This is a genomic window from Dehalococcoides sp. UCH007 (genome assembly GCF_001010485.1).
Lineage (GTDB): Bacteria > Chloroflexota > Dehalococcoidia > Dehalococcoidales > Dehalococcoidaceae > Dehalococcoides > Dehalococcoides mccartyi_A.
Genome location: NZ_AP014722.1, coordinates 117,046 through 136,502, shown reverse-complemented (window position 1 = coordinate 136,502; position 19,457 = coordinate 117,046). Strand labels below are relative to the sequence as shown.

Here is a 19,457-nt window from a genome sequence, read left to right as displayed (position 1 = left end):
TGGGTTCTTCACATGAAAGCTAAGACGTATCTCCTGTTGCTTCTCGGGGTGTTTGGCATTGCTGCGGCTTCGGTTTTTACCCGTCTGGCAGATGCTCCGCCTGTTATAATCACCAGTTTGCGCATGCTTACGGCTACCCTTTTGCTTATGCCGTTTGCCGCAGGACCGGTATATCAGGCTGTAAAACGCCTGTCACGGCGAAACCTGCTGCTTATCATACTGGCCGGTTTTCTGGTGGGTATTGACCAGTTTTTCTGGGTAAGTTCGCTTGAATACACATCCATCGCCAGCTCGGTTATTCTGGTAACTTCACACCCGGTGCTGGTAGCCGTTATGTCTTATATAATGTGGCGTGAACGGCTAAGCCCGAAAGCCATAGGCGGTGTACTGGCAGCCTTCGGAGGCATGGCGTTAATAAATCTAGCCACCGCTCAGGTAGGTGAACAGGCATTTTTGGGCAACATACTGGCCTTAGCGGCTACTATACCTACTACAGGATATTTGATTATCGGCCGCCAGATGCGTAACCGTATAGATTTTCTGCCTTACATCACTCTCCTTTACGGGAGTGCCGCTTTTATACTGCTGGCGGGTGCGTTTATCAGCGGTGAAGAATTCAGCGGATATCCCGGCACTACCTACCTGATGATTTTCCTGCTGGCAGTGATTTCCCAACTGGTAGGCCACTCGTCTCTGAATATGGCTTTACGGCTGGTACCTGCTCTGGTAGTTTCAGTAGCCATACTGGGTGAACCGGCAGGTGCTATTATACTGGGATATATTTTTCTGGGGGAAGGTCTTACCCTTAATGAATTTCTGGGCGGTATGCTGGTACTAGCCGGCATACTTGTTGTTATGTTAAACCAGCCCCGCACCGGAAAAATGGAGGCTGAGACACCGCATTGAGTCCCCGTAATATTTATTCCCGTCCTGAGGTTATCGGCAAGAAAAGCATAGTCCTGGAAGGCAAAGAGGTTCACTATACACTGAGAAAAAGCCATTTTTCAGACCTCATCCGCCTGGCTATACGCTCTGCCACCGGCCTGGTAGTTACTGTTCCCCACCACTACAATATGAACGGGCTGGACGATATCCTGCTGCAGCGTTCAGCCTGGATTTTGAAACACCAGACTAAAATGAATGCCAACCGTTTTATACTTGAAGACGGACTGCATGACGGACAAAAAGTCCCCTATCTGGGCAAACTTTATACCCTGCGGATAAGAGAAGGCGGAGAAAGAGGCCACGTTAGTCTGGCTGAAAATACAATTCACTTGCTTACCGGCAGTAAATCTGCAGTCGAAGTGATGGGAAAATGGTATCGCCATCAGGCTGCCGAGGCTATTAAAGTCAGCCTTGAAAAAAATGCTGCCGCTATGGGATTAACCTTTGGCAAGCTCTCTATACGCGCTCAAAAAACCCGCTGGGGCAGCTGCACCTCAAAGGGCGATCTTAATTTTAACTGGAAACTGGCAACCATGCCGCAGCCGCTCATAGACTACGTGATAATTCACGAACTTTCCCACCGGGTGGAAATGAACCATACAGATAGATTCTGGGCAGTGGTGGAAAAGTATTGCCCAAACTGGAAAACTCTGCGTAAACAGCTGAAAACCTACGAATAAAATACCCCCAGCCACCCGCCCGTCATAAATTATTTCTACCCCGTTTAGCCTTTGCCATTTTGGGGGGTGAAACAGGTTGACATATTTTCAATTTACCTTCAGAATAGCTTTAATATTATGCAGGGGAGGAAACTTGAAAATGTCTAAGAAAAGTTTTTCAACCGACGAAGCTAAAGCAGTAGCCAAAATACTGGGTATCACCTTTAACAAATACAACATAGAACAGTTCCGCATGGGCATGGACGTAGAGTTGGAACACGGCACCAGAGACCCGCACACCAACGTCACCAATGATGACCCGGTACTGACCGGTAAAATAGCCCTGGCCCACCTGAATGAAATAGAAGATTACTATACCCGTCTGGCTGAAATGGAAGCTGAAGCAGGAGTGGAAGACTAAAACAAGATGAGGTTCACCGAAGGGCATTTCAAAGGCTGTCAGGACTACAATTGTTACTATCAAGCCTTACTGCCAAACGGCAGTCCCAAAGCCATTGTGCTGGTAGTTCACGGTTTGGGTGAACACTCCGGCCGTTACAGCGAGCTGGCCCATTATCTGGCAGACCGAAGTTATGCCGTTTATGCTTATGATCATTTCGGACACGGCAAAACAGACGGCAAGGCCGGTTATGTATCCAGTTACGATGTATATATTTATGACCTCATCAGCGCTTTCAGCATGGTGCAGGCTAAACATCCTACTTCTAAAATATTCATTTTCGGCCACAGCATGGGCGGCCTGGTTACCGCGGCTTATGCCAGCAAGCACCAGTATGACGCCAGCGGCCTTATTTTTTCCAGCATAGCCCTCAAACCGTATACCGGCATGCCGGGTATTTTAAATCAGATTGTTAAACCCCTGTCCAAAATAGCCCCGATGCTTGGCGTACGCAAAATTGACGCTTCCACTATCAGCCACAATAAAAATATAGTCAAAGCGTACAATGAAGACCCGCTGGTACTGCACCACCGTATGAGTGCCCACATGGCAGCCGAATTTCTGCGCATTTGTCAGGATTTGCCCGATTTTCTGAAGAAAATCAGCCTGCCCAGTCTGGTTATTCACGGCGAAGAAGACCATCTGGTAAATATAAACGGCAGCCGTGAATTGGTGCAACGGATAAGTTCCAAGGATAAAACCCTGATAACCTACCCCGGTATGTATCACGAGGTATTTAATGAGCCTGACTGCCCCCAGGTCTGGAATGACCTTTTCTTCTGGCTTGAAAACCATATTTAAGGTTCTTTGGTAATTGACGCCTGTCTGACATATGTCAGCAGGCGTTTTTTATTAGAGGCAATTTGCCCAGATATTGTTAAAGAGTTCCTCTGAACCGGAGTATCTGAAATTTATCCAAATAAAAAGGGGGGCTTTGAAGCCCCCCTTAACGTTTACTACAGGGTTTACTAAAAAACTATATCTTCTTGCCCAGACGCAGAGCACCATAAGCAATAACCGCACCCATCAGGGCGGTGAGGAGCTGGGTCAAACCCATCATTCCGGCAATCTTGTCAGCTACATTCTGTTCTATAAAGAGGTTCAGAACAAGGCTGGAAGTAGCCCAAAGGAAAGCAAACTTCAAAACCGCAGCCACTCCGGCACCCAGCCAGAAACTCTTGCCGCGAAGCGTACTAAAAGCTGCAACCAGCAGAGCATTAGCCGCCATGATAAAGGGCACCATGGGAGCCATAACTACGGGTAAAAGACCGGTAGCCAAAGCGATACTGCTGGAAATAAGACCAATAGCTACTGCATTTTTCCAGCCTAGTGTAACAGCGCTGATAAACAAAACGGCGTTTACCAGTGAACCGGTCAGATACTGGTTGCCTAGCAGCGGAGCAGCGGTAGCCAGCCCCAGCATAACCAAAAAGGCAATAACAAGCTCTTTCCTAAGGCTAATACTCTGGACATTGAACATATGTTTTGTTCCTCCCGCGTATTGTTTTATTATTTGCCCTTAAACCACCGGGCGACTTGTATATTCGGTATGCAACAATTTGTGAGAACGCTTGCCAAGCGGTTTTTCCAGATAATCGGCATATATCTTCTCTACGGAGGTGTTGTGATGGGAACACCGCTTGGGCATATTTCTATCCTCTTCGTAAAGGGCTTCGCCGCGCTTTTTCTTCAAGCTGGAATCAAAGCGTATGGGCTGGCCTCCGCCGCCGACACAACCACCGGGGCAAGCCATAATTTCTATAAAGTGATACGGTGAAGTACCCTCTTTTATCTCTTCCAGCAAGTGCCGGGCATTTCCCAGCCCGTGAGCCACCGCCACTTTAACCTCTAACCCGTCAATATTAACACTGGCTGTCTTTATGCCTTCCAGACCGCGCACCGGCTCTATGTCCAGATTTTCCAGTTCACGTCCGGTTATCAGCGTATAGGCACTGCGGATAGCCGCCTCCATAACACCGCCGGTAGCTCCGAAGATAGTGGCCGCACCGGTGTAAAGACCCAGCAGGTCTTCGGCAGGCTCTTCTTCCAGCGAAGCAAAGTCCAGACCGGCCTCTTTTATCATGCGGGCCAGCTCGCGGGTAGTTAAGACATAATCCACGTCTTTAAAACCGCTATCATTCATTTCGGGACGCTGGCACTCAAACTTCTTGGCCGTACAGGGCATAACCGAAACATTAATAATAGTTTTGGGGTCTATACCGGCCTTTTCAGCATAATAGGTCTTGCAGACCGCCCCGAACATTTGCTGGGGGGACTTGGCGGAGGAAACGTTGGGCGCAAGCTCAGGATAATAGTGTTCCATAAACTTGACCCAGCCGGGGCAGCAGGAGGTTATCTGGGGAAGCACCCCACCATCCTTAACCCGTTCCACCAGTTCCGAACCCTCTTCCATAATGGTCAGGTCAGCGGTAAAGTTGGTATCAAATACGGCGTCAAAACCCAGACGCCTTAAAGCGGCATACATCTTTTTGGCAACCAGCGTACCTGCCGGCAAGCCCAGCTCTTCACCCAGAGAAACCCTGACCGAAGGGGCTTCCTGAACAACCACGTGTTTGGTCGGGTCTGCTATGGCCGCCCAGACAGCATCCACCGCCGAGCGTTCCTTGATAGCACCCACCGGGCAGACCAGTATACACTGGCCGCAGTTGGCACAGGCAACATTGCCCATACCCCTATCCATAGAGGTTGCCACCATGGTATCCGGACCTTTATTTATAAAACCTATGGCATTTACTGTTTGTATATCGTGGCAGACGCGGACACACCGTCCGCAGGCAATACATTTATTGGGATCACGGATAATGCTGGGGCTGGTACTGTCTATAGGCAGTACCCGCTTTTCGCTTTCTTCAAAGCGCAGCTTTTTAACTCCGCATTCAAACGCCAGCCGCAACAAATCACAGTTCTGGTTGCGTTCACAATTAAAACAGTCCTGTGGGTGATTGGCCAGCAAAATTTCAAGTATAGTGCGGCGGGCGCGGCGGACTCTGGCAGAATGGGTATTAACCTTCATCCCTTCGGCTACCTTGCGTGAGCAGGATGTAGCCAAACGGGGTTCACCCTCAATCTCCACCACACATACCCGGCAACCGCTGTAACTTTTCAGGCCTTCGAAATAACACAGGTGGGGAATATTGATATTGGCCTGTTTGGCGGCCTGCATAATAGTCGTACCTTCAGGTACGCTTATCTGCTTGTTGTCAATATTTAGCGTAACCATACGCCTTCCTCCTTACGCACCTGCGCCAAGAATTCACCCTTGAAGTTACGGATAGCACTGGCAGCCACATTCAGGGCCACCTGCCCAAGACCGCAGGAAGCAGTATCTTTCATTACCTCATGCAGTTCCAGCAGCCACTCCAGTTCATTGCGGTTACCCTGCCCGCGGGAAAAGCGGCTCAGGATTTCAGCCGCCCGGCGAGTACCTTCGCGGCAGATAGAGCACTTGCCGCAACCCTCTTCGTCAAAGAAGTGGGCTACGTTGGAGGCTACATTGACCATACTGGTGTCGGAGTTTATAACAATAACCGCGCCTGACCCAAGCATAGTACCGGCCTTGGCCAGCGTCTTGAAATCCAGACTGATATCAGTTTCGGTCAGCAGGCTGGAAGATATGCCGCCCGGTAAAACCGCCTTGAACTTGCCGTCTACGCCCCCCCCGGCCTCAAGCAAGTCCTTCAGATTGGTTCCCAGCGGCATTTCAAAAACACCCGGCTCTTTCACGTTGCCGGAAAGGCAGAAAAGCTTGGTACCGGGATAGTCCGGATGGCCTATTGAAGCGAACCAGTCCGCCCCGTTATTTATAATGGCAGGAACATTACAGAGAGTTTCTACGTTGTTAACCGTAGTGGGTTTATCCATAAGCCCCACCTGTACCGGATACGGCGGGCGGGCGGCGGGAATACCTCTGTGCCCTTCAAGGGACTCAAAAAGGGCTGTTTCCTCACCGCAGATATAAGCACCGGCACTCTTGTAAAACTGAATATCCAGCGAGAAATTGCTCCCCATGATATTCTGCCCCAGAAAACCGCGTTCGGTTGCCTGGTCTATGGCTTTCTGGAAAAGCTCTATCTCTTCGGTATAAACCTCACGGGCGTGAATAAAGCCCTGGGAAGTGCCCACCGCATAAGCGGCAATAATAAAACCTTCCAGTACCATATGGGGGTCATTTTTAAGTATCAGCCGGTCCTTAAAAGTGCCCGGTTCGCCCTCGCTGGCATTACAGACAATATATTTCGGGTTGGCCTTTTCCTTGCGGGTAAGCTCCCATTTGAGCCCGGTAGGAAAGGCCGCTCCCCCCCTGCCCACCAGCTTTGAGCGTTTGACCTCGGCAATCACTTCCTCCGGGGTCATAGATAAAGCTTTCTTAAGGGCCTGGTAACCGCCGTCAGCCAGATATACATCAATATCAGCTGAATTGGCAGTGTTCAGATGACGGGTAATAATCTTCACGTCTTTCATCTTAGTAAGTCCTCAATTCGTCCAGGACTTCGGTTACCAACTGAGCAGTCAGCTTACCGTAAACCACCCCGTTAATTACCATAGCCGGTGACTGGTCACATAATCCCAGACAGGGTACCAGCTCCAGGGTAAAACGTTGATCCAGAGTGGTTTGGCCCGGTTCTATACCCAGGTTGTCCACCAGGGTATCCAGAATGTTTTCCGTACCGTTCAGGTAACAGGGTAGCGAATTACACAGGCGGATAACGTACTTTCCCTTTTGGTTAGTGGAGAGCAGGCTGTAAAAGGTAATCATGCCGTAAATATCAATTGAGGGAATGCTTAAGCATTCCCTCAAATAATTTACAGCTTCGTGGGGTATGTAGCCACACTCTTCCTGAACCGCTTCCAAACATGGAAGGAGGGAGAGCCGAGAGCTTCCGCTCTGGGTAATGACGCCGTCTACTTTTTCTTTCCAGATACTTTCCATATTGAAGTAACTCCGGTTATTTTAATAGGGGGCGTAAAAGACCTGTACATACTAGCATATAACGGCAAACAATATCAAATTAGTGGATTATAATAATATTTATAGCTATAAACTAATAAAACAATAGGCAAATGTTTGCCATTAAGCACCGTATTCCATTCGTGGGTAAGTTACTGAATGTATACGCTATTGCCGTATTGGGTAAAGAAAGGTACTAGTACTTTATATATACTACCATATAATGCAAGGCTTGGCTATCCCCTAACAGGCTTAACCCTGATATAATGTAAAAAATATTTCGGAACGGTAACGGCATGTTATATAAAACTGTACTGGAAACACCCCGTCTTGTACTGCGGCCTTTCAGCCTGGCAGATGCGGCTACAGTTGCCGGACTGGCAGGAGATGCCCTGATAGCCGATACTACCCTTAATATTCCCCACCCCTACCTGCCGGAAATGGCTGAAAAGTGGATATCCGGCCATGCAGAAAAACTGGTCACCGATACTGAACAGCACTTTGCCATAACCGAAAAGGGTAGCGGAACACTGCTGGGTGCCTGCGGGCTGATATTTTGCTTTCCCCACCAGCGTTCCGAGCTGGGTTACTGGATTGGCAAACCCTACTGGAACAAAGGTTATGCTACCGAGACACTGAAGGCTTTAGTTGATTACGCTTTTCTGGACTTGAATCTGCACCGCTTGTATGCCTACTATTTTAAAAGAAACCCTGCTTCCGGCCGGGTAATGGCCAAAGCCGGGCTAAAACACGAAGGCAGTTTCCCCAAGCATCTGCTGAAAAACGGCGTTTTTGAAGATGTGGAATACTGCGGGATGCTTCGCAACGATTATCTGCTGTCAAAATAAACCGCTTGGCATTCGGAAGATGCGGCTTTTACCCCGTAAATCCCCCAACTTTATACCCCGTATTTTATACCAAGCTCATCCAGCAGTTTTTCCACCTTTTGGCGGATACTTTCCACTATCAGGCGAACTTCCGCCAGATTTTTACCCCGCGGATCGGTTATGCCCCAATCTTCCTTGCCGTACAGATGCCCCGGGCAGGACAGAGTAACATCACACCCCATACTGATAACCCGGCTGGCACTATCCAGCATACCCGGATTAAGCAGTTTAGGTTTGAGACCATCTGTATTTATGCCGCCCTCTTTCAGCACTTTCACTACCTTCGCATTAAGAGCTAAAGAAGGTTCTGTCCCGGCGGAAAGTGCCAGAGCTTTGTCCCCGGCCAGATGATTAAAAATAGCCTCGGCTGCCTGAGAACGGCCGGCATTATGCAAACATACAAACAAGACCTGGTTTTTGTCTTTCATATCAGTACTTTGATGAACCAAACTCTTCAGATTTACCGGTAATCACAAAGAGCACCCTTTCACAAATATTGGTAACCCTATCCGCACTTCTTTCCAGATTATGGGCCGCCCAGATAAGACGGGTTGCACGTGAGATAGTATGGGGGTCTTCAGCCATAAAGACCAGAAGCTCCCGAAAAACCTGATTATACAGGCCGTCTACTTCATCATCTTCGTCTATTACCCGCAGAGCTTCAGCAGAGTCACGCCTGACAAAAGCCCCCAGTGCCCGGTTGAGCATTTCCTCTGTTTTCAGAGACATACGGGGCAGGTCAATAAGCGGTTTAAGAGGAGGCTCTTCACCCAGCATAAGGGCTATTTTGGCATTACCTTCGGCATGGTCGCCAATACGTTCAAGGTCAACTATTATGTTAAGCACAGCTACGATTATCCGCAGGTCACGGGCCATCGGCTGCTGGGTAGCCATAAGCTCTATGCTTTTTTCTTCTATCTCAAAACGTTTTTGGTTAATATATTTGTCTTCTTCTATAACCTGTTTGGCCAGTTCCAAATCCCGCTCTTTCATAGCCTGCATAGAGCGGTCAATAGCCTTGCCTACCATGCTTCCCAACAGGAGCAAGTCATTTTCAAGTTCCCTAAGGTGACGGTCAAATCCCATTCGCGGCATGATATCCTCCTTTAACCGAACCGGCCGGTAATATAATCTTCAGTGCGCTTGTCTTTGGGTCGGGAAAAAATCTCACCGGTACGCCCGTATTCAACCAGGTCACCCGTCAGCAGAAACCCTGTCCAGTCTGAGGCACGGGCTGCCTGCTGCATATTGTGGGTTACGATAGCGATAGTATAGTTCTGTTTCAGTTCCTGCATCAATTCTTCAATTCTCATAGTGCTCACAGGGTCAAGTGCGGAACAGGGTTCATCCATCAGGATAACTTCCGGCTCTACCGCCAGCACTCTGGCAATACACAGCCTTTGCTGCTGCCCGCCGGAAAGTGCCAGACCGGATTTGTGCAAATTATCCTTGACCTCATCCCAAAGTGCCGCCTGCCGCAGGCTTTTTTCCACTATCTCATCCAGACGTGACTGGGCAGTAGTACCCAGCATGCGCGGACCGAAAGCCACATTGTCAAAAATGCTCTTTGGAAAGGGATTGGGCTGCTGAAAGACCATACCAACCCGTTTGCGGAGATTGACCACGTCCAGGCTGGGGGAATAAACATTTTCATTATCCAGCAATATCTCACCCTCCAGCCTGGCTCCGCTGACCAGGTCATTCATCCGGTTAAGAGCACGTAAAAGGGTACTTTTGCCGCATCCCGAAGGGCCGATAATGGCGGTTATCTGGCGGTCAGGGAAACCCATATTTATATTTTTAAGTACCTGGTGCTGGTGGTAAAAGAAATTTACACCGCGGATTTTGATTTTAGGTTCCATTTAAACTCCTCCGCTTATGCGTTTCTGGAAACGCCGGGAAATGAAATTGGTCAAGGCATTTAATCCCACAATAATCACTATTAAAACTGCGGCTGTCGCCATGGCTTTATCTATGGCATTAGTTTCGGTAGCCAGATAAAAGACATGCAGTGCCAGTGAGCGCCCGCCTGAAAGGAGTGAATCCGGCATGGCAGCGCTCCCTCCCATAGTAACATACAAACAGGCGGTTTCACCCAGTGCCCGCCCGGCACATAAAATTATCCCGGTTGCAATACCCGGCAAAGCCGCCGGCAGTATCACGTGAGTCACCGCCTGCCACTTGGTAGCCCCCAAAGCCATTGCCCCTGCCCGGTAAGAACGGGGAACTGTCTTCAACGCTTCTTCCGTAGCAGTGATAAGCACAGGAAGCAGAAGGCATGCCAGTGTAAGCGCGCCCGAAAGTATGGAAAAACGGAAATGCAAAACAGTAACAAACAGGGCAAACCCGAACAAACCAAACAGGATAGAAGGCACACCCGCCAGAGTTTGAACTCCGTAACGTATAAAACGGGTCAGGCGGTTGTCTGGTGCATATTCCACCAGGTATATAGCCGCCCCGATACCCACCGGTACCAGTATCAGCAGGGTCAGCCCGACCAGATAAAGAGTAGTCACAATTGTAGAGGAAATACCTCCCTCTCCTGCCAGACCGCCAGCCGGCGGGGTAAACAGAAAATCCCAGGAGAAACCGGGCAATCCCCTGATAATTATATAACCTATGATAAGCAGCAGAACCAGCAGAGTGATAATACCTGCTGTCCACAACAGCGCAAAAGCCACTTTCTGGGTACTGCGGGAAGTAAATCTAAGCATGTTGTTCACCCCGCTTCAACGCCAAAGTAGCCAGACTGTTTAGTATAAGTATCAAGATGAGAAGCACCAAACCGGTGGCAAAAAGGGCATTTTCATGCAGACCTGCCGCATAGTTTATCTCTACCGCAATATTACCTGTGAGTGTTCTGGCGGGGTCAAGAGGGGAAGAGGGAATAATAACCGCATTCCCTATAACCATAATCATAGCCATAGTCTCACCGATAGCCCGCCCCATGCCCAGCACTATGCTTGCCCCTACCCCGGAACGGGCGGCCGGCAGCAGCACATGCCAGATAGTCTGCCAATGGCTGGCACCCAGTGCCAGAGACCCTTCCCGATAGGTGCGGGGTACAGCCCGCAGACTATCTTCGGAGATGCTGATAATAGTTGGTAAAACCATAATTGAGAGTACCAGCACTGCCGCCAGTATGGAATAACCTGTCCCTCCCAGGCTTCTTACAGCCGGTACAATTACCATTATGCCTACCAAACCGTAAACCACAGAGGGAATACCCACCAGCAGCTCAACTGCCGGACGAAGCAGATTACGCACCCTTTGGGGGGCAACCTCTGCCAGCAAAATAGCACAGGCAATACCCAGCGGCACTGCAATCAGCATAGCGCCAAGAGTAACCAGCAGAGAGCCCACTATCATGGATAGTATGCCGTATTCGCCATAGGTGGGGCTCCAGCTCTCCCCGAACAGGAAATCCAGCGGGTTTACTTCGCCGAATAATGGCAAACCGCCTTTTATAATAAATACTGCAATAGCCAGCAGTACCAGTATGGAAACAAGAGCAGTAATAAAAACCCCGTATTTGGCTAATTTATCAGTAAGATATCTGGGCAACATTTTTCTAAACCAGTCCGGGCAGAGAGTGTCGGTCTCTGCCCATTAAGATGGTCTGATTTACCCGACCCGGGCTTAGTTTACAGATAAGTAACCTTCTTCAGTTATTATCTGCTGGACTGCATCGCTCATACAGTAGTCCAGGAAGGCCTGTACCAGTTCGCTGGGAGTGCCTTTGGTCAGGAAGTAGAGCGGGCGGATAATGGGATAAGTACCGTTTTTACCATTCTCGGAGGTAGCAGCTATACCGTTTATGCTCAGGGCTTTTACATTTGAATCTATATAGCCGAAGGAGATAAAGCCGATGGCATCTTTGTCACCGGAAATGGCAGTCTTGAGAGCGCCGTTGGAGTTCTGGAGGACTGCATTGGCTACAATCCGCACATCAGCACCCATGACCAGTTCCTCAAAGGCGGTTCTGGTGCCGGAACCCTCTTCACGGGCCATTACATGGATTGTCTTGTCCGGGCCGCCCACCTGGCTCCAGTTGGTTATTACGCCGGCAAAGATATCCCGCACCTGGTCTATAGTCAGGTTATTTACCGCGGTATTATCAGGGTGAACCACTATGGCAATACCGTCTTTGGCCAGCAGATGTTTAGTCAGGCCTGTTTCGGTGTCTTTCAGGTCACGCGAAGCCGCCCCGATATCTACAGTCCCCTCGGTTACAGATTTAACCCCAACTGATGAACCGCCGCCGCCTATTACCACATTAACATTCGGGTACAGAACTTTGAAAGCGGCTGCCAATTTTTCAGCCAGAGGCTGAACAGTAGTAGAACCGGCCTCGTTGATAGTTCCTGAGAGAGCGGAAGTATTGTCCGGGTTATCTGTATTATCTGTATCATTGCTGCACCCTGCCATGCCCAATGCCAGCAGCATTACGGCAGTCGCAGGCAGCATAATTTTTTTCTTATTTACTATCTTGTTCACTTTTTCCTCCTTTTCTCTTTATTTCTTTGCAAAGCCTGTATATCAGCTGTTCAGACTATTTAAAAGCTGGCTCTTCAGCCTATGCTCCTTAAGTTCCTCCGGATGCTCGAATATAAGGTGCAGCACGGCTTCAGCAGTAGATATGTTGGTAGCCAAGGGTACATTGTGTACATCACACACTCGCATCAGGGCGGAAATATCAGGTTCATGGGGCTGGGCGGTCAGGGGGTCACGAAGGAATATGATAGCGGTTACTACCCCGCTGGCTACCATAGCACCAATCTGCTGGTCACCTCCCAGAGGGCCGCTTTGCAGCAGATTTACATTCAAACTGGTGCTGGCCTGAATAAGCTTACCGGTGGTGCGGGTGGCTACCAGATTAAGGCTTCCCAGATCCGTCTCATGCTTTTTTACCAGTTCAACCATTTCCTGCTTCTTGTTATCATGGGCTACCAGAGCTAAAGTTATTCTTTCCATTATATTCACCTCCTTTCTTGTTTCTTTTCCTCTTTCCTTATTCACACTACTAGTTTAAAGCCACAAGATTAAGGCTGTATAAAGAACATGTTAAGGTTGTGTAAAAATTTTAAAGTAACCCGTAAGATAAAAGCCTGAGCTCCGGGCTTCCCGGAAAATAAAAAAACCGGTTTTTCAAACCGGCTTATCCACTAACTGCATTTAGAATTACTCAGGTCAGGGGTAAACTGAAGCTGAATGTAGCCCCTTTGCCATAAACACTCTCTGCCCAAATAGTCCCGCCATGCGCTTGCACTATATGCTTGGAAATAGCCAAACCCAAACCTGTACCCCCGCTGGAACGGGCTTTGTCTACTTTGTAAAAACGCTCAAACACCCGGGTAAGGTCCTCTTCGGGTATACCTATACCGCTGTCAGATACATAGATTACCAGTGTTTGCCCTTGGGTGCGGGCCCCAATCTTTATCCTGCCGCCTTTAGGGGTAAACTTGATAGCATTATGCACCAGATTGACCAACACCTGTTCAACCCGGTTTTCATCCAGTTTTACTTGCGGCAGAGTTTCGGGCAGTTCTACCCCAAGGCTTATACCTGCCCGTTCAGCCTGAGGCCTAAGCCTTTCCGCCGCAAGCTTGATTGCGGTTGAAATATCTCCCGGCTGAAGGCGTAAAACCGCCTGCCCGCTCTCTATAGCTGAAAGGTCACTCAATTCGGTAACCAGCTGAGCCAATTTATCTACCTCAAGGTGAATTTTATCAATAAACCCGGCCGCAACCGCTGGGTCAGACGCCGCACCTTCCTGCAAAGTTTCGGTCAACAGTTTCAAAGAGCTGATAGGGGTGCGCAATTCATGGGAAATATTGGCTACAAAATCCCTCCTTACCTTTTCCAGCCGACGAAGCTCTGAAAGGTCCTGCACCAGCACCAGATAACCTGACTGGCTGACCAGCGGAGTGGCAATAATGCCCAGAAAACGCCTGCCGGCGGCAAGCTCGACAAAGCCCATCTCCTGTTTACCCGAGGATCTGGCATGCTCAAAAACAGAGTGGATTTCATGGTCACGTATCGCTTCCACAAAGCTATGCCCTATTATCCCTTCTGCTTCCAGCTTAAATATCCTCTCGGAGGCGGGGTTTAAAAGACTTATTACCCCCTCACGGTCCAGCAGGAATATGCCGTCACCCATCCGCTGCAGCACCGCCGAAAGGCGGTCACGCTCCGAACTGACTGCTTTAATACTGTCACGCAGGCGCTCTGTCATCAGGCGGAAGGCGTGTGCCAATTCTTCCATTTCGCCTTTGCCGCTTACATCTATCTGAATGGTATCAATCTGCCCCTGGGCAATACGCCGGGAAATTGCTGTCAGTTCTTTAACCGGGCGGCTGATATTAGCCGCTACCCAAACCGCCAAAAGTCCGGCCGCCAGTATGCTTACCACCGCACCCAGCAAAATAGTCCGGTCTACATCCCCTACGGCGGCGTACACTTCTTCCACCGGCAAAGCCACCCTCACTACCGCCAGCACACCTGTCCCGTCTTTAACAGACGCAGCCACATACAGCATTTCGTAACCCAAGCTGGCAGACTGATGCATGTCTATACCGATACCATCTTTCAGGGCATCAATAAACTCAACTCTGGTAGAGTGGTTTTCCATTTCGGAGGGAGACTGAAGTGAATCTGCAAGCACCTGTCCGTCAGGGGCAATCACCGTCAGCCGTATGTCCAGCGAAGCCCCAAGCTTCTTTATATAGGCATCAAAACTGTCAGCACTTTCGGTAATATGTTCGGGCACTACCCGCGAAAACAGAGTAACCTCCTGTATCAGGCGTGACTGAAGATTGTCCATATACGAATCTTCCAGGTGATTGGAAAGAAATATGCTGAGTATACCCACGCAACCGGCAATAAGCAGGCAGAACAGGGTTATCAAACGCCATTTAAGGCTTCTGGTCATATCACTCCTCAAACTTGTAACCAGTTCCCCGCACCGTTATAAGATGACGGGGACTGGAGGGGTCGGCCTCTATCTTCTGGCGAAGCCAGCTTATATGCACATCTACAGTGCGGGTTCCTCCGGGATAATCGTAACCCCAGACCTTTTCCAGCAGCTGTTCACGGCTGAAAACCCGGCAGCGGTTCTGCACCATAAAACTAAACAGATCAAATTCTTTAGGCGAAAAATCCAGAGCCACCCCGTTCCGCATGACCAGATGGCGTTCAATAAATATCTCCAAATCACCTATTTTCAGCCCGCCTGTTGTCTCTGTTTGGGAGTTTTGCGTCTGGCTGCGGCGAAGAAGAGCCTTCATTCTGGCCAGCAATTCCCTCATGCCAAAGGGTTTGGACAGATAATCATCCGCCCCGGCTTCCAGCCCGTTTACCTTATCAGACTCGCTTGAACGAGCGGTCAGCATAAGTATGGGAACACTGCTCTCCGTACGGATAAGACGGCAAAGTTCAAAGCCGTCTATACCCGGCAACATCACATCCAGTATAACCAATGACGGCTTAAACAGGCGGTAAATACCCAGTGCCTTCAGCCCGTCTTCGGCACATTCCAACGTATACCCCTCCTTGGCAAGGTTATAACACAAAAGCTCCCTCAGAGTGGCGTCATCTTCAACTACCAGTATTTTATGCTCAGGCATGGCTAAAGTATAAAGCCGGAGGGTATTTTCGGCAAGACAGGAGGGTAAATACCCGGGGGTATTGCAACCTTTTACCATATTTTAGTACTATTGGATATATAAATGTGCACAAGTGCAGCCGCAGGGGGAAATTTATGAAAATACCGGCAACCATTTTCAAGCGCGAAAACGGTTTTACACTGATTGAAATACTGGTAGTTGTGGCCATACTGGGAGCACTGGCAGGAGTAATAATCCCAAATGTAATCAAATTTATGCACGAAGGCAAGGTAGAGTCAGCCAATACCGAACTGGCGAATGTCCGTCTGGCTGTCCTGTCCGCTATGGTAGATGTGGAAACGAATACACTGAATGATGGCGGAACGGTAGGTCCTGGCCATACCTCAAACGTAACCTACGGCTCACCCTCCACTGATTTACCGGTTTACAGTTTTATTATGGGCGAAGTAATCGGTATATATACTTTGAACGAAAAGGGACTGATAGTGAGTGCCGAGATGCCCGAAGGCAGTGACTGGGAAGGTCTTACTTTCGTAAACGGGGCATGGCAGTAGAAACTGCTAAAAATTGTTTTCCCCCTAAAATAGTAACTAAAAAGTAGTTGACAGGTTATATCTACCTTAATGGTAATATAATAGCATGCAGATACCAGAGGCAAGATGTACCAAGTGCGGAGGGCATTATCACGGATGGGCACTTTTAAATGCCCGTCATCAAAGTTGCGCCCAATGCGGGGGTAAACTGGAGATAACCACTGAAGATGAAGTCATTCAGGGCTACTCCCCCTTCTCAGCCGAAGAAGTAAACCTCAAAGCCCCCAAAGAAATGCCCTCTAAAAAACCGAAATCCTGAAACCTAATCCACCAGCCCAAGGCTACGGAAGGTTCCGAGTTCGCTTGCCATCTGATACAGCATTTTGGCTACCGCAATATCTTCAATAGCCACCCCGGTAGAATCAAACACCGTTATATCACTGGCTGAGCCGCGTCCGCTTTTTTTACCCTGTATTATCTGTCCCAGGTTGGCCTTCACCATTTCCTTACTGAAAATCCCTGTCCGAACCGGCACATTCAGCTCGCCGGCATGAATTGCCTGCTCCATATCATCTACCACCACTACCGCCTGACGGAGAATACGGGAATCAAGTTCCTGTTTGCCGGGAGCATCCGCCCCGACCGCATTGATATGACAGCCGGGTTTAAGGTCTTTTAAGAGTAACACTGGCTTGTTTGAGGTAGTAAGAGTACAAATAATATCCGAAGCAGCAGCCTCAGCAAGGCTGGCCTGCCTTATATTTAGCTCAGGAAAATACTTATTCAACCTTAGAACCGAATCGGGAAATATGTCATATACCCGTATTTCTTTCAGATTAAAAAGCACCTGGTGAGCCATTATTTGGGTAACAGCCTGTCTGCCCGCACCCACAATCCCCAGCGTGGCAGAATCAGCTCTGGCTAGATACTTTGAGGCTATGGCGGCAGCCGCCCCGGTACGGTAAGCGGTAATATCCGTGCCGTCCATAACCGCCAAGGGATAACCGGTATCCGGGTCAGAGTAAATCACAAGTCCCATTACAGTAGGCATCTGCAAAGCCTTGTTCCCCGGATGAACATTTACCCACTTTATTCCGGCGGCACCCGGCAGAGAGGCCGGCATAGCCCTGAAGTCCCCTTTAGGTAGCGTCAAATAAACCTTAGAGGGCATATCACCTAATCCCGTTGCCCAATCCCTGAATGCTTGCTCCACAGCCTGTATAACCGGCGGCATGGAAATCAATCCGGAAATATCTTTGCGCGAAAGAATAAGAGTGGGCATGATTTCACCTCTTTAATACCTTTCTTATAAGACTTTAGTGCCGCTCAAATCCGGCTGTCAATAAAAATTTGACACACCTTGGATAAAACTGTCAGAATTACGCTGTATGAGATATACCAGCTACCGTAACCAGCCGGATATAATACTCCTTGTAATAATCACCTGTGTTATTGTGTTTTTCGGGGTTAATTTTGCCCCCCAGATTGGGCCTTATCTGGCACTTCAGCCGGCAACAGCTATCAGCCACCCGTGGACCATTATAACCAGTTTGTTTGTTCATGCAGACCTTTGGCATCTCTTTGCCAATATGATTACCCTGTATTTCTTCGGCAACGCCCTGCTCCAGATGATAAACCAGCGCAGTTGGCTGATAATATTCTTCGGGGGCGGCCTGGCGGGCAGTTTGCTGTTTATACTCCTCAATGCAGGCTCTTTCGGATATGTCATAGGTGCTTCGGGGGCGGTTTTTGCACTTGGCGGAACCCTGGCAGTACTCCGCCCGAACTCCAAGGTTATGGTCTTCCCTCTGCCTGTACCCATCCCCTTGTGGATTGCAGTCATAGGCAGTTTTATTATCCTGTCCTTCCTGCCGTCAGTCGCCTGGCAGGGACATTTGGGAGGGTTACTAGTAGGAGCTGCCTGCGGTTACCTTATCAAGCAGGGTAAATTTAGATTCTAAGTATTTTTGACTTCTTTTTTGCTTTTTTAACACTTTACTGTACCCCTCTATTGACAGCTGTCAACTCTGTGATACAATACCATTAGTATAAATTCATTACCCATTCTAATAACCCAAATTCTCCTACCGAAAACAGGACTCTATGACAGACAAAAAATACCGGGTACTGGTAGTTGAAGACGAACCCTCCATATGTCAGGTGTGCCTGCGCACTCTGGAAGGCATGGGGCTTGAAGTAACTATTGCCATAAACGGCCAGATAGGTCAGGCACTTATTCAGCAGGAAACTTTTGATCTTTGCCTGGTAGATATACGCACCCCTATCATGAACGGTAAAAACCTGTACGCATACGCACTGAACCACTATCCTGATATTGCCAAACGGATTATATTCACTACCGGTGACCTGATGGACGAAACCACCCAGGGTTTTCTGGATGCCGCCGGTCAGCCTTTTTTACCCAAACCCTTCACCCCGAGCGATCTCAAGAAGATAATCACCGAAACGCTGGGAAAACTTGAGAACTGTAACTAAGGTTTTTTAAGAACTCTATCTATTTTTTTACCCCTAATGATATACTATTATTCATTATTATCTGAAGTATCCTAGGGAGGCAGTGATGTCCAAAATAAAGATACTGGTGGCTGATGACGAAGAGCATATCCGGCAGCTGGTTTGCAGTATACTGGACAAAAACTATCAGATAGTTCAGGCTAAAAACGGCGAGGAAGCCGTAAAAGAATCACGCGAGCAGAACTTTGACCTGATACTCATGGATATCATGATGCCCAAGCTGGACGGGCTGGCAGCCTGCTGCATGCTCAAAGGGGATAAACAGACCAGCTCCACTCCCATTATTATGCTGACTGGAGTGGGTTATGAACTGAACAAGAAACTCAGCCAGCAACTGGGTGCTGACGGCTATATTACCAAACCATTTAATCCGCAGGAGCTGCGAAACAAGGTAAGTGAATTTATCAAGCATGACTGATGCCACACCCCTGTACTGTCTTGAAATACTAAGCCGCAGCCAAACCGAATTTATAGATATTACAAGTCAGATTAGTCTGGTTATAAGCCAAAGCGGCGTTACCTCCGGCCTGTGCCATATATTTGTCCCCCACACCACTGCCGGATTAACCATAAATGAAAATGCCGATCCTGACGTTATTACCGATATCAAAGCCCAGCTTGAACGGATAGTCCCTTCTGTCACCCATTTTCTTCATGCGGAAGGCAACTCGGCCGCCCATGTAAAAACCAGCCTGACAGGAAACAGCCTGAACCTTATTATAGAAGCAGGAAGGCCGCTGCTGGGGACTTGGCAGGGTATTTACCTCGCGGAGTTTGATGGTCCGCGCAAACGCACTGTGAATATAAAAATCCTCAAAGAAAAGTGAGCTTTACGCAAATAAAC

Annotated in this window: 25 protein-coding genes; 11 read left to right on the top strand and 14 right to left on the bottom strand. The window is 48.8% G+C overall.

Features of this window, described 5'->3' with window-relative positions; genetic code table 11:
• Window positions 1–12 precede the first annotated feature (12 nt).
• The 4 genes from UCH007_RS00695 (at window position 13) to UCH007_RS00680 (ending at window position 2,865) form a co-directional block, all read left to right on the top strand.
• Window positions 13–906: a DMT family transporter gene (locus tag UCH007_RS00695; protein ID WP_023651836.1), complete on the top strand. Its 894-nt coding sequence runs from the start codon at window positions 13–15 to the stop codon at window positions 904–906.
• Complete coding sequence (locus UCH007_RS00690) at window positions 903–1,625, top strand: M48 family metallopeptidase (protein WP_023651835.1); 723 nt, start codon at window positions 903–905, stop codon at window positions 1,623–1,625. The genes UCH007_RS00695 and UCH007_RS00690 overlap by 4 nt, the downstream gene beginning before the upstream one ends.
• Window positions 1,626–1,764: 139 nt before the next feature.
• Window positions 1,765–2,025 carry a DUF5661 family protein gene (locus tag UCH007_RS00685; protein ID WP_012881507.1) on the top strand — a complete coding sequence of 87 codons (261 nt, stop codon included), beginning with the start codon at window positions 1,765–1,767 and terminating at the stop codon, window positions 2,023–2,025.
• Window positions 2,026–2,031: 6 nt separating this feature from the next.
• The gene (locus UCH007_RS00680; RefSeq protein WP_023651834.1) at window positions 2,032–2,865 is read left to right on the top strand and encodes an alpha/beta hydrolase; all 834 of its coding nucleotides are present in this window, start codon (window positions 2,032–2,034) and stop codon (window positions 2,863–2,865) included.
• 175 nt (window positions 2,866–3,040) lie between these two features.
• On the opposite strand, the gene UCH007_RS00675 is transcribed toward UCH007_RS00680, so the two are convergent.
• The 4 genes from UCH007_RS00675 to UCH007_RS00660 are packed head-to-tail and all read right to left on the bottom strand — an operon-like array spanning window position 3,041 to window position 7,015.
• Window positions 3,041–3,544 (bottom strand): hypothetical protein, encoded by a 504-nt coding sequence (locus UCH007_RS00675; RefSeq protein ID WP_023651832.1) that lies wholly within the window; start codon window positions 3,542–3,544, stop codon window positions 3,041–3,043.
• A 39-nt stretch (window positions 3,545–3,583) separates the two neighbouring features.
• On the bottom strand, window positions 3,584–5,305 hold the full coding sequence (locus UCH007_RS00670) for an NADH-dependent [FeFe] hydrogenase, group A6 (RefSeq protein WP_023651831.1): 1,722 nt from the start codon (window positions 5,303–5,305) through the stop codon (window positions 3,584–3,586).
• Window positions 5,293–6,546, bottom strand: a complete 1,254-nt coding sequence (locus UCH007_RS00665) for a complex I 51 kDa subunit family protein (RefSeq protein ID WP_012881503.1) — start codon at window positions 6,544–6,546, stop codon at window positions 5,293–5,295. The genes UCH007_RS00670 and UCH007_RS00665 overlap by 13 nt, the downstream gene beginning before the upstream one ends.
• A 1-nt stretch (window position 6,547) precedes the next feature.
• Entirely contained in the window at window positions 6,548–7,015 is a 468-nt protein-coding gene (locus tag UCH007_RS00660; protein ID WP_010935950.1) for a complex I 24 kDa subunit family protein, read from the bottom strand.
• A 314-nt stretch (window positions 7,016–7,329) separates the two neighbouring features.
• Here UCH007_RS00660 and UCH007_RS00655 point away from each other — a divergent pair, with 314 nt between their 5' ends.
• Entirely contained in the window at window positions 7,330–7,881 is a 552-nt protein-coding gene (locus UCH007_RS00655; RefSeq protein ID WP_023651830.1) for a GNAT family N-acetyltransferase, read from the top strand.
• Between the two features lie 50 nt (window positions 7,882–7,931).
• On the opposite strand, the gene UCH007_RS00650 is transcribed toward UCH007_RS00655, so the two are convergent.
• The 9 genes from UCH007_RS00650 to UCH007_RS00610 all read right to left on the bottom strand — a co-directional run bounded on the left by UCH007_RS00650 (window position 7,932) and on the right by UCH007_RS00610 (window position 15,545).
• Window positions 7,932–8,348, bottom strand: a complete 417-nt coding sequence (locus tag UCH007_RS00650; RefSeq protein ID WP_023651829.1) for an arsenate-mycothiol transferase ArsC — start codon at window positions 8,346–8,348, stop codon at window positions 7,932–7,934.
• 1 nt (window position 8,349) lies between these two features.
• On the bottom strand, window positions 8,350–9,015 hold the full coding sequence (phoU, locus tag UCH007_RS00645) for a phosphate signaling complex protein PhoU (protein WP_023651828.1): 666 nt from the start codon (window positions 9,013–9,015) through the stop codon (window positions 8,350–8,352).
• Window positions 9,016–9,026: 11 nt separating this feature from the next.
• Window positions 9,027–9,782 (bottom strand): phosphate ABC transporter ATP-binding protein PstB, encoded by a 756-nt coding sequence (gene pstB, locus UCH007_RS00640; RefSeq protein ID WP_046960769.1) that lies wholly within the window; start codon window positions 9,780–9,782, stop codon window positions 9,027–9,029.
• Window positions 9,783–10,634, bottom strand: coding sequence for a phosphate ABC transporter permease PstA (gene pstA / locus UCH007_RS00635; RefSeq protein WP_046960768.1), 852 nt, complete (start codon window positions 10,632–10,634; stop codon window positions 9,783–9,785).
• Window positions 10,627–11,487, bottom strand: a complete 861-nt coding sequence (pstC, locus tag UCH007_RS00630; protein WP_023651825.1) for a phosphate ABC transporter permease subunit PstC — start codon at window positions 11,485–11,487, stop codon at window positions 10,627–10,629. Before pstC ends, pstA begins: the two co-directional genes overlap by 8 nt.
• A gap of 72 nt (window positions 11,488–11,559) precedes the next feature.
• Complete coding sequence (locus UCH007_RS00625; protein ID WP_023651824.1) at window positions 11,560–12,417, bottom strand: phosphate ABC transporter substrate-binding protein; 858 nt, start codon at window positions 12,415–12,417, stop codon at window positions 11,560–11,562.
• Between the two features lie 42 nt (window positions 12,418–12,459).
• Window positions 12,460–12,894: a methylglyoxal synthase gene (locus UCH007_RS00620; RefSeq protein WP_012881494.1), complete on the bottom strand. Its 435-nt coding sequence runs from the start codon at window positions 12,892–12,894 to the stop codon at window positions 12,460–12,462.
• A gap of 211 nt (window positions 12,895–13,105) precedes the next feature.
• A complete protein-coding gene (locus tag UCH007_RS00615) occupies window positions 13,106–14,851 on the bottom strand; it encodes an ATP-binding protein (RefSeq protein WP_046960767.1) in 1,746 nt (581 codons plus the stop codon).
• 1 nt (window position 14,852) lies between these two features.
• On the bottom strand, window positions 14,853–15,545 hold the full coding sequence (locus UCH007_RS00610; protein WP_034377037.1) for a response regulator transcription factor: 693 nt from the start codon (window positions 15,543–15,545) through the stop codon (window positions 14,853–14,855).
• A 134-nt stretch (window positions 15,546–15,679) separates the two neighbouring features.
• Here UCH007_RS00610 and UCH007_RS00605 point away from each other — a divergent pair, with 134 nt between their 5' ends.
• Together UCH007_RS00605 and UCH007_RS00600 are read left to right on the top strand one after the other, a co-directional pair.
• Window positions 15,680–16,099 (top strand): type II secretion system protein, encoded by a 420-nt coding sequence (locus UCH007_RS00605; protein ID WP_023651821.1) that lies wholly within the window; start codon window positions 15,680–15,682, stop codon window positions 16,097–16,099.
• Window positions 16,100–16,184: 85 nt separating this feature from the next.
• Window positions 16,185–16,397 carry a hypothetical protein gene (locus UCH007_RS00600; RefSeq protein ID WP_023651820.1) on the top strand — a complete coding sequence of 71 codons (213 nt, stop codon included), beginning with the start codon at window positions 16,185–16,187 and terminating at the stop codon, window positions 16,395–16,397.
• A 3-nt stretch (window positions 16,398–16,400) separates the two neighbouring features.
• On the opposite strand, the gene UCH007_RS00595 is transcribed toward UCH007_RS00600, so the two are convergent.
• Window positions 16,401–17,360: an ornithine cyclodeaminase family protein gene (locus tag UCH007_RS00595; RefSeq protein ID WP_046960766.1), complete on the bottom strand. Its 960-nt coding sequence runs from the start codon at window positions 17,358–17,360 to the stop codon at window positions 16,401–16,403.
• A 106-nt stretch (window positions 17,361–17,466) separates the two neighbouring features.
• Between UCH007_RS00595 and UCH007_RS00590 the strand changes: the two genes are divergently transcribed.
• The 4 genes from UCH007_RS00590 to UCH007_RS00575 all read left to right on the top strand — a co-directional run bounded on the left by UCH007_RS00590 (window position 17,467) and on the right by UCH007_RS00575 (window position 19,440).
• On the top strand, window positions 17,467–18,039 hold the full coding sequence (locus tag UCH007_RS00590) for a rhomboid family intramembrane serine protease (protein WP_023651818.1): 573 nt from the start codon (window positions 17,467–17,469) through the stop codon (window positions 18,037–18,039).
• Window positions 18,040–18,181: 142 nt separating this feature from the next.
• Window positions 18,182–18,574 carry a response regulator gene (locus UCH007_RS00585; RefSeq protein WP_012881487.1) on the top strand — a complete coding sequence of 131 codons (393 nt, stop codon included), beginning with the start codon at window positions 18,182–18,184 and terminating at the stop codon, window positions 18,572–18,574.
• 85 nt (window positions 18,575–18,659) lie between these two features.
• Window positions 18,660–19,031, top strand: coding sequence for a response regulator (locus UCH007_RS00580; protein ID WP_012881486.1), 372 nt, complete (start codon window positions 18,660–18,662; stop codon window positions 19,029–19,031).
• Window positions 19,024–19,440 carry a secondary thiamine-phosphate synthase enzyme YjbQ gene (locus UCH007_RS00575; protein WP_023651817.1) on the top strand — a complete coding sequence of 139 codons (417 nt, stop codon included), beginning with the start codon at window positions 19,024–19,026 and terminating at the stop codon, window positions 19,438–19,440. Before UCH007_RS00580 ends, UCH007_RS00575 begins: the two co-directional genes overlap by 8 nt.
• Window positions 19,441–19,457 lie beyond the last annotated feature (17 nt).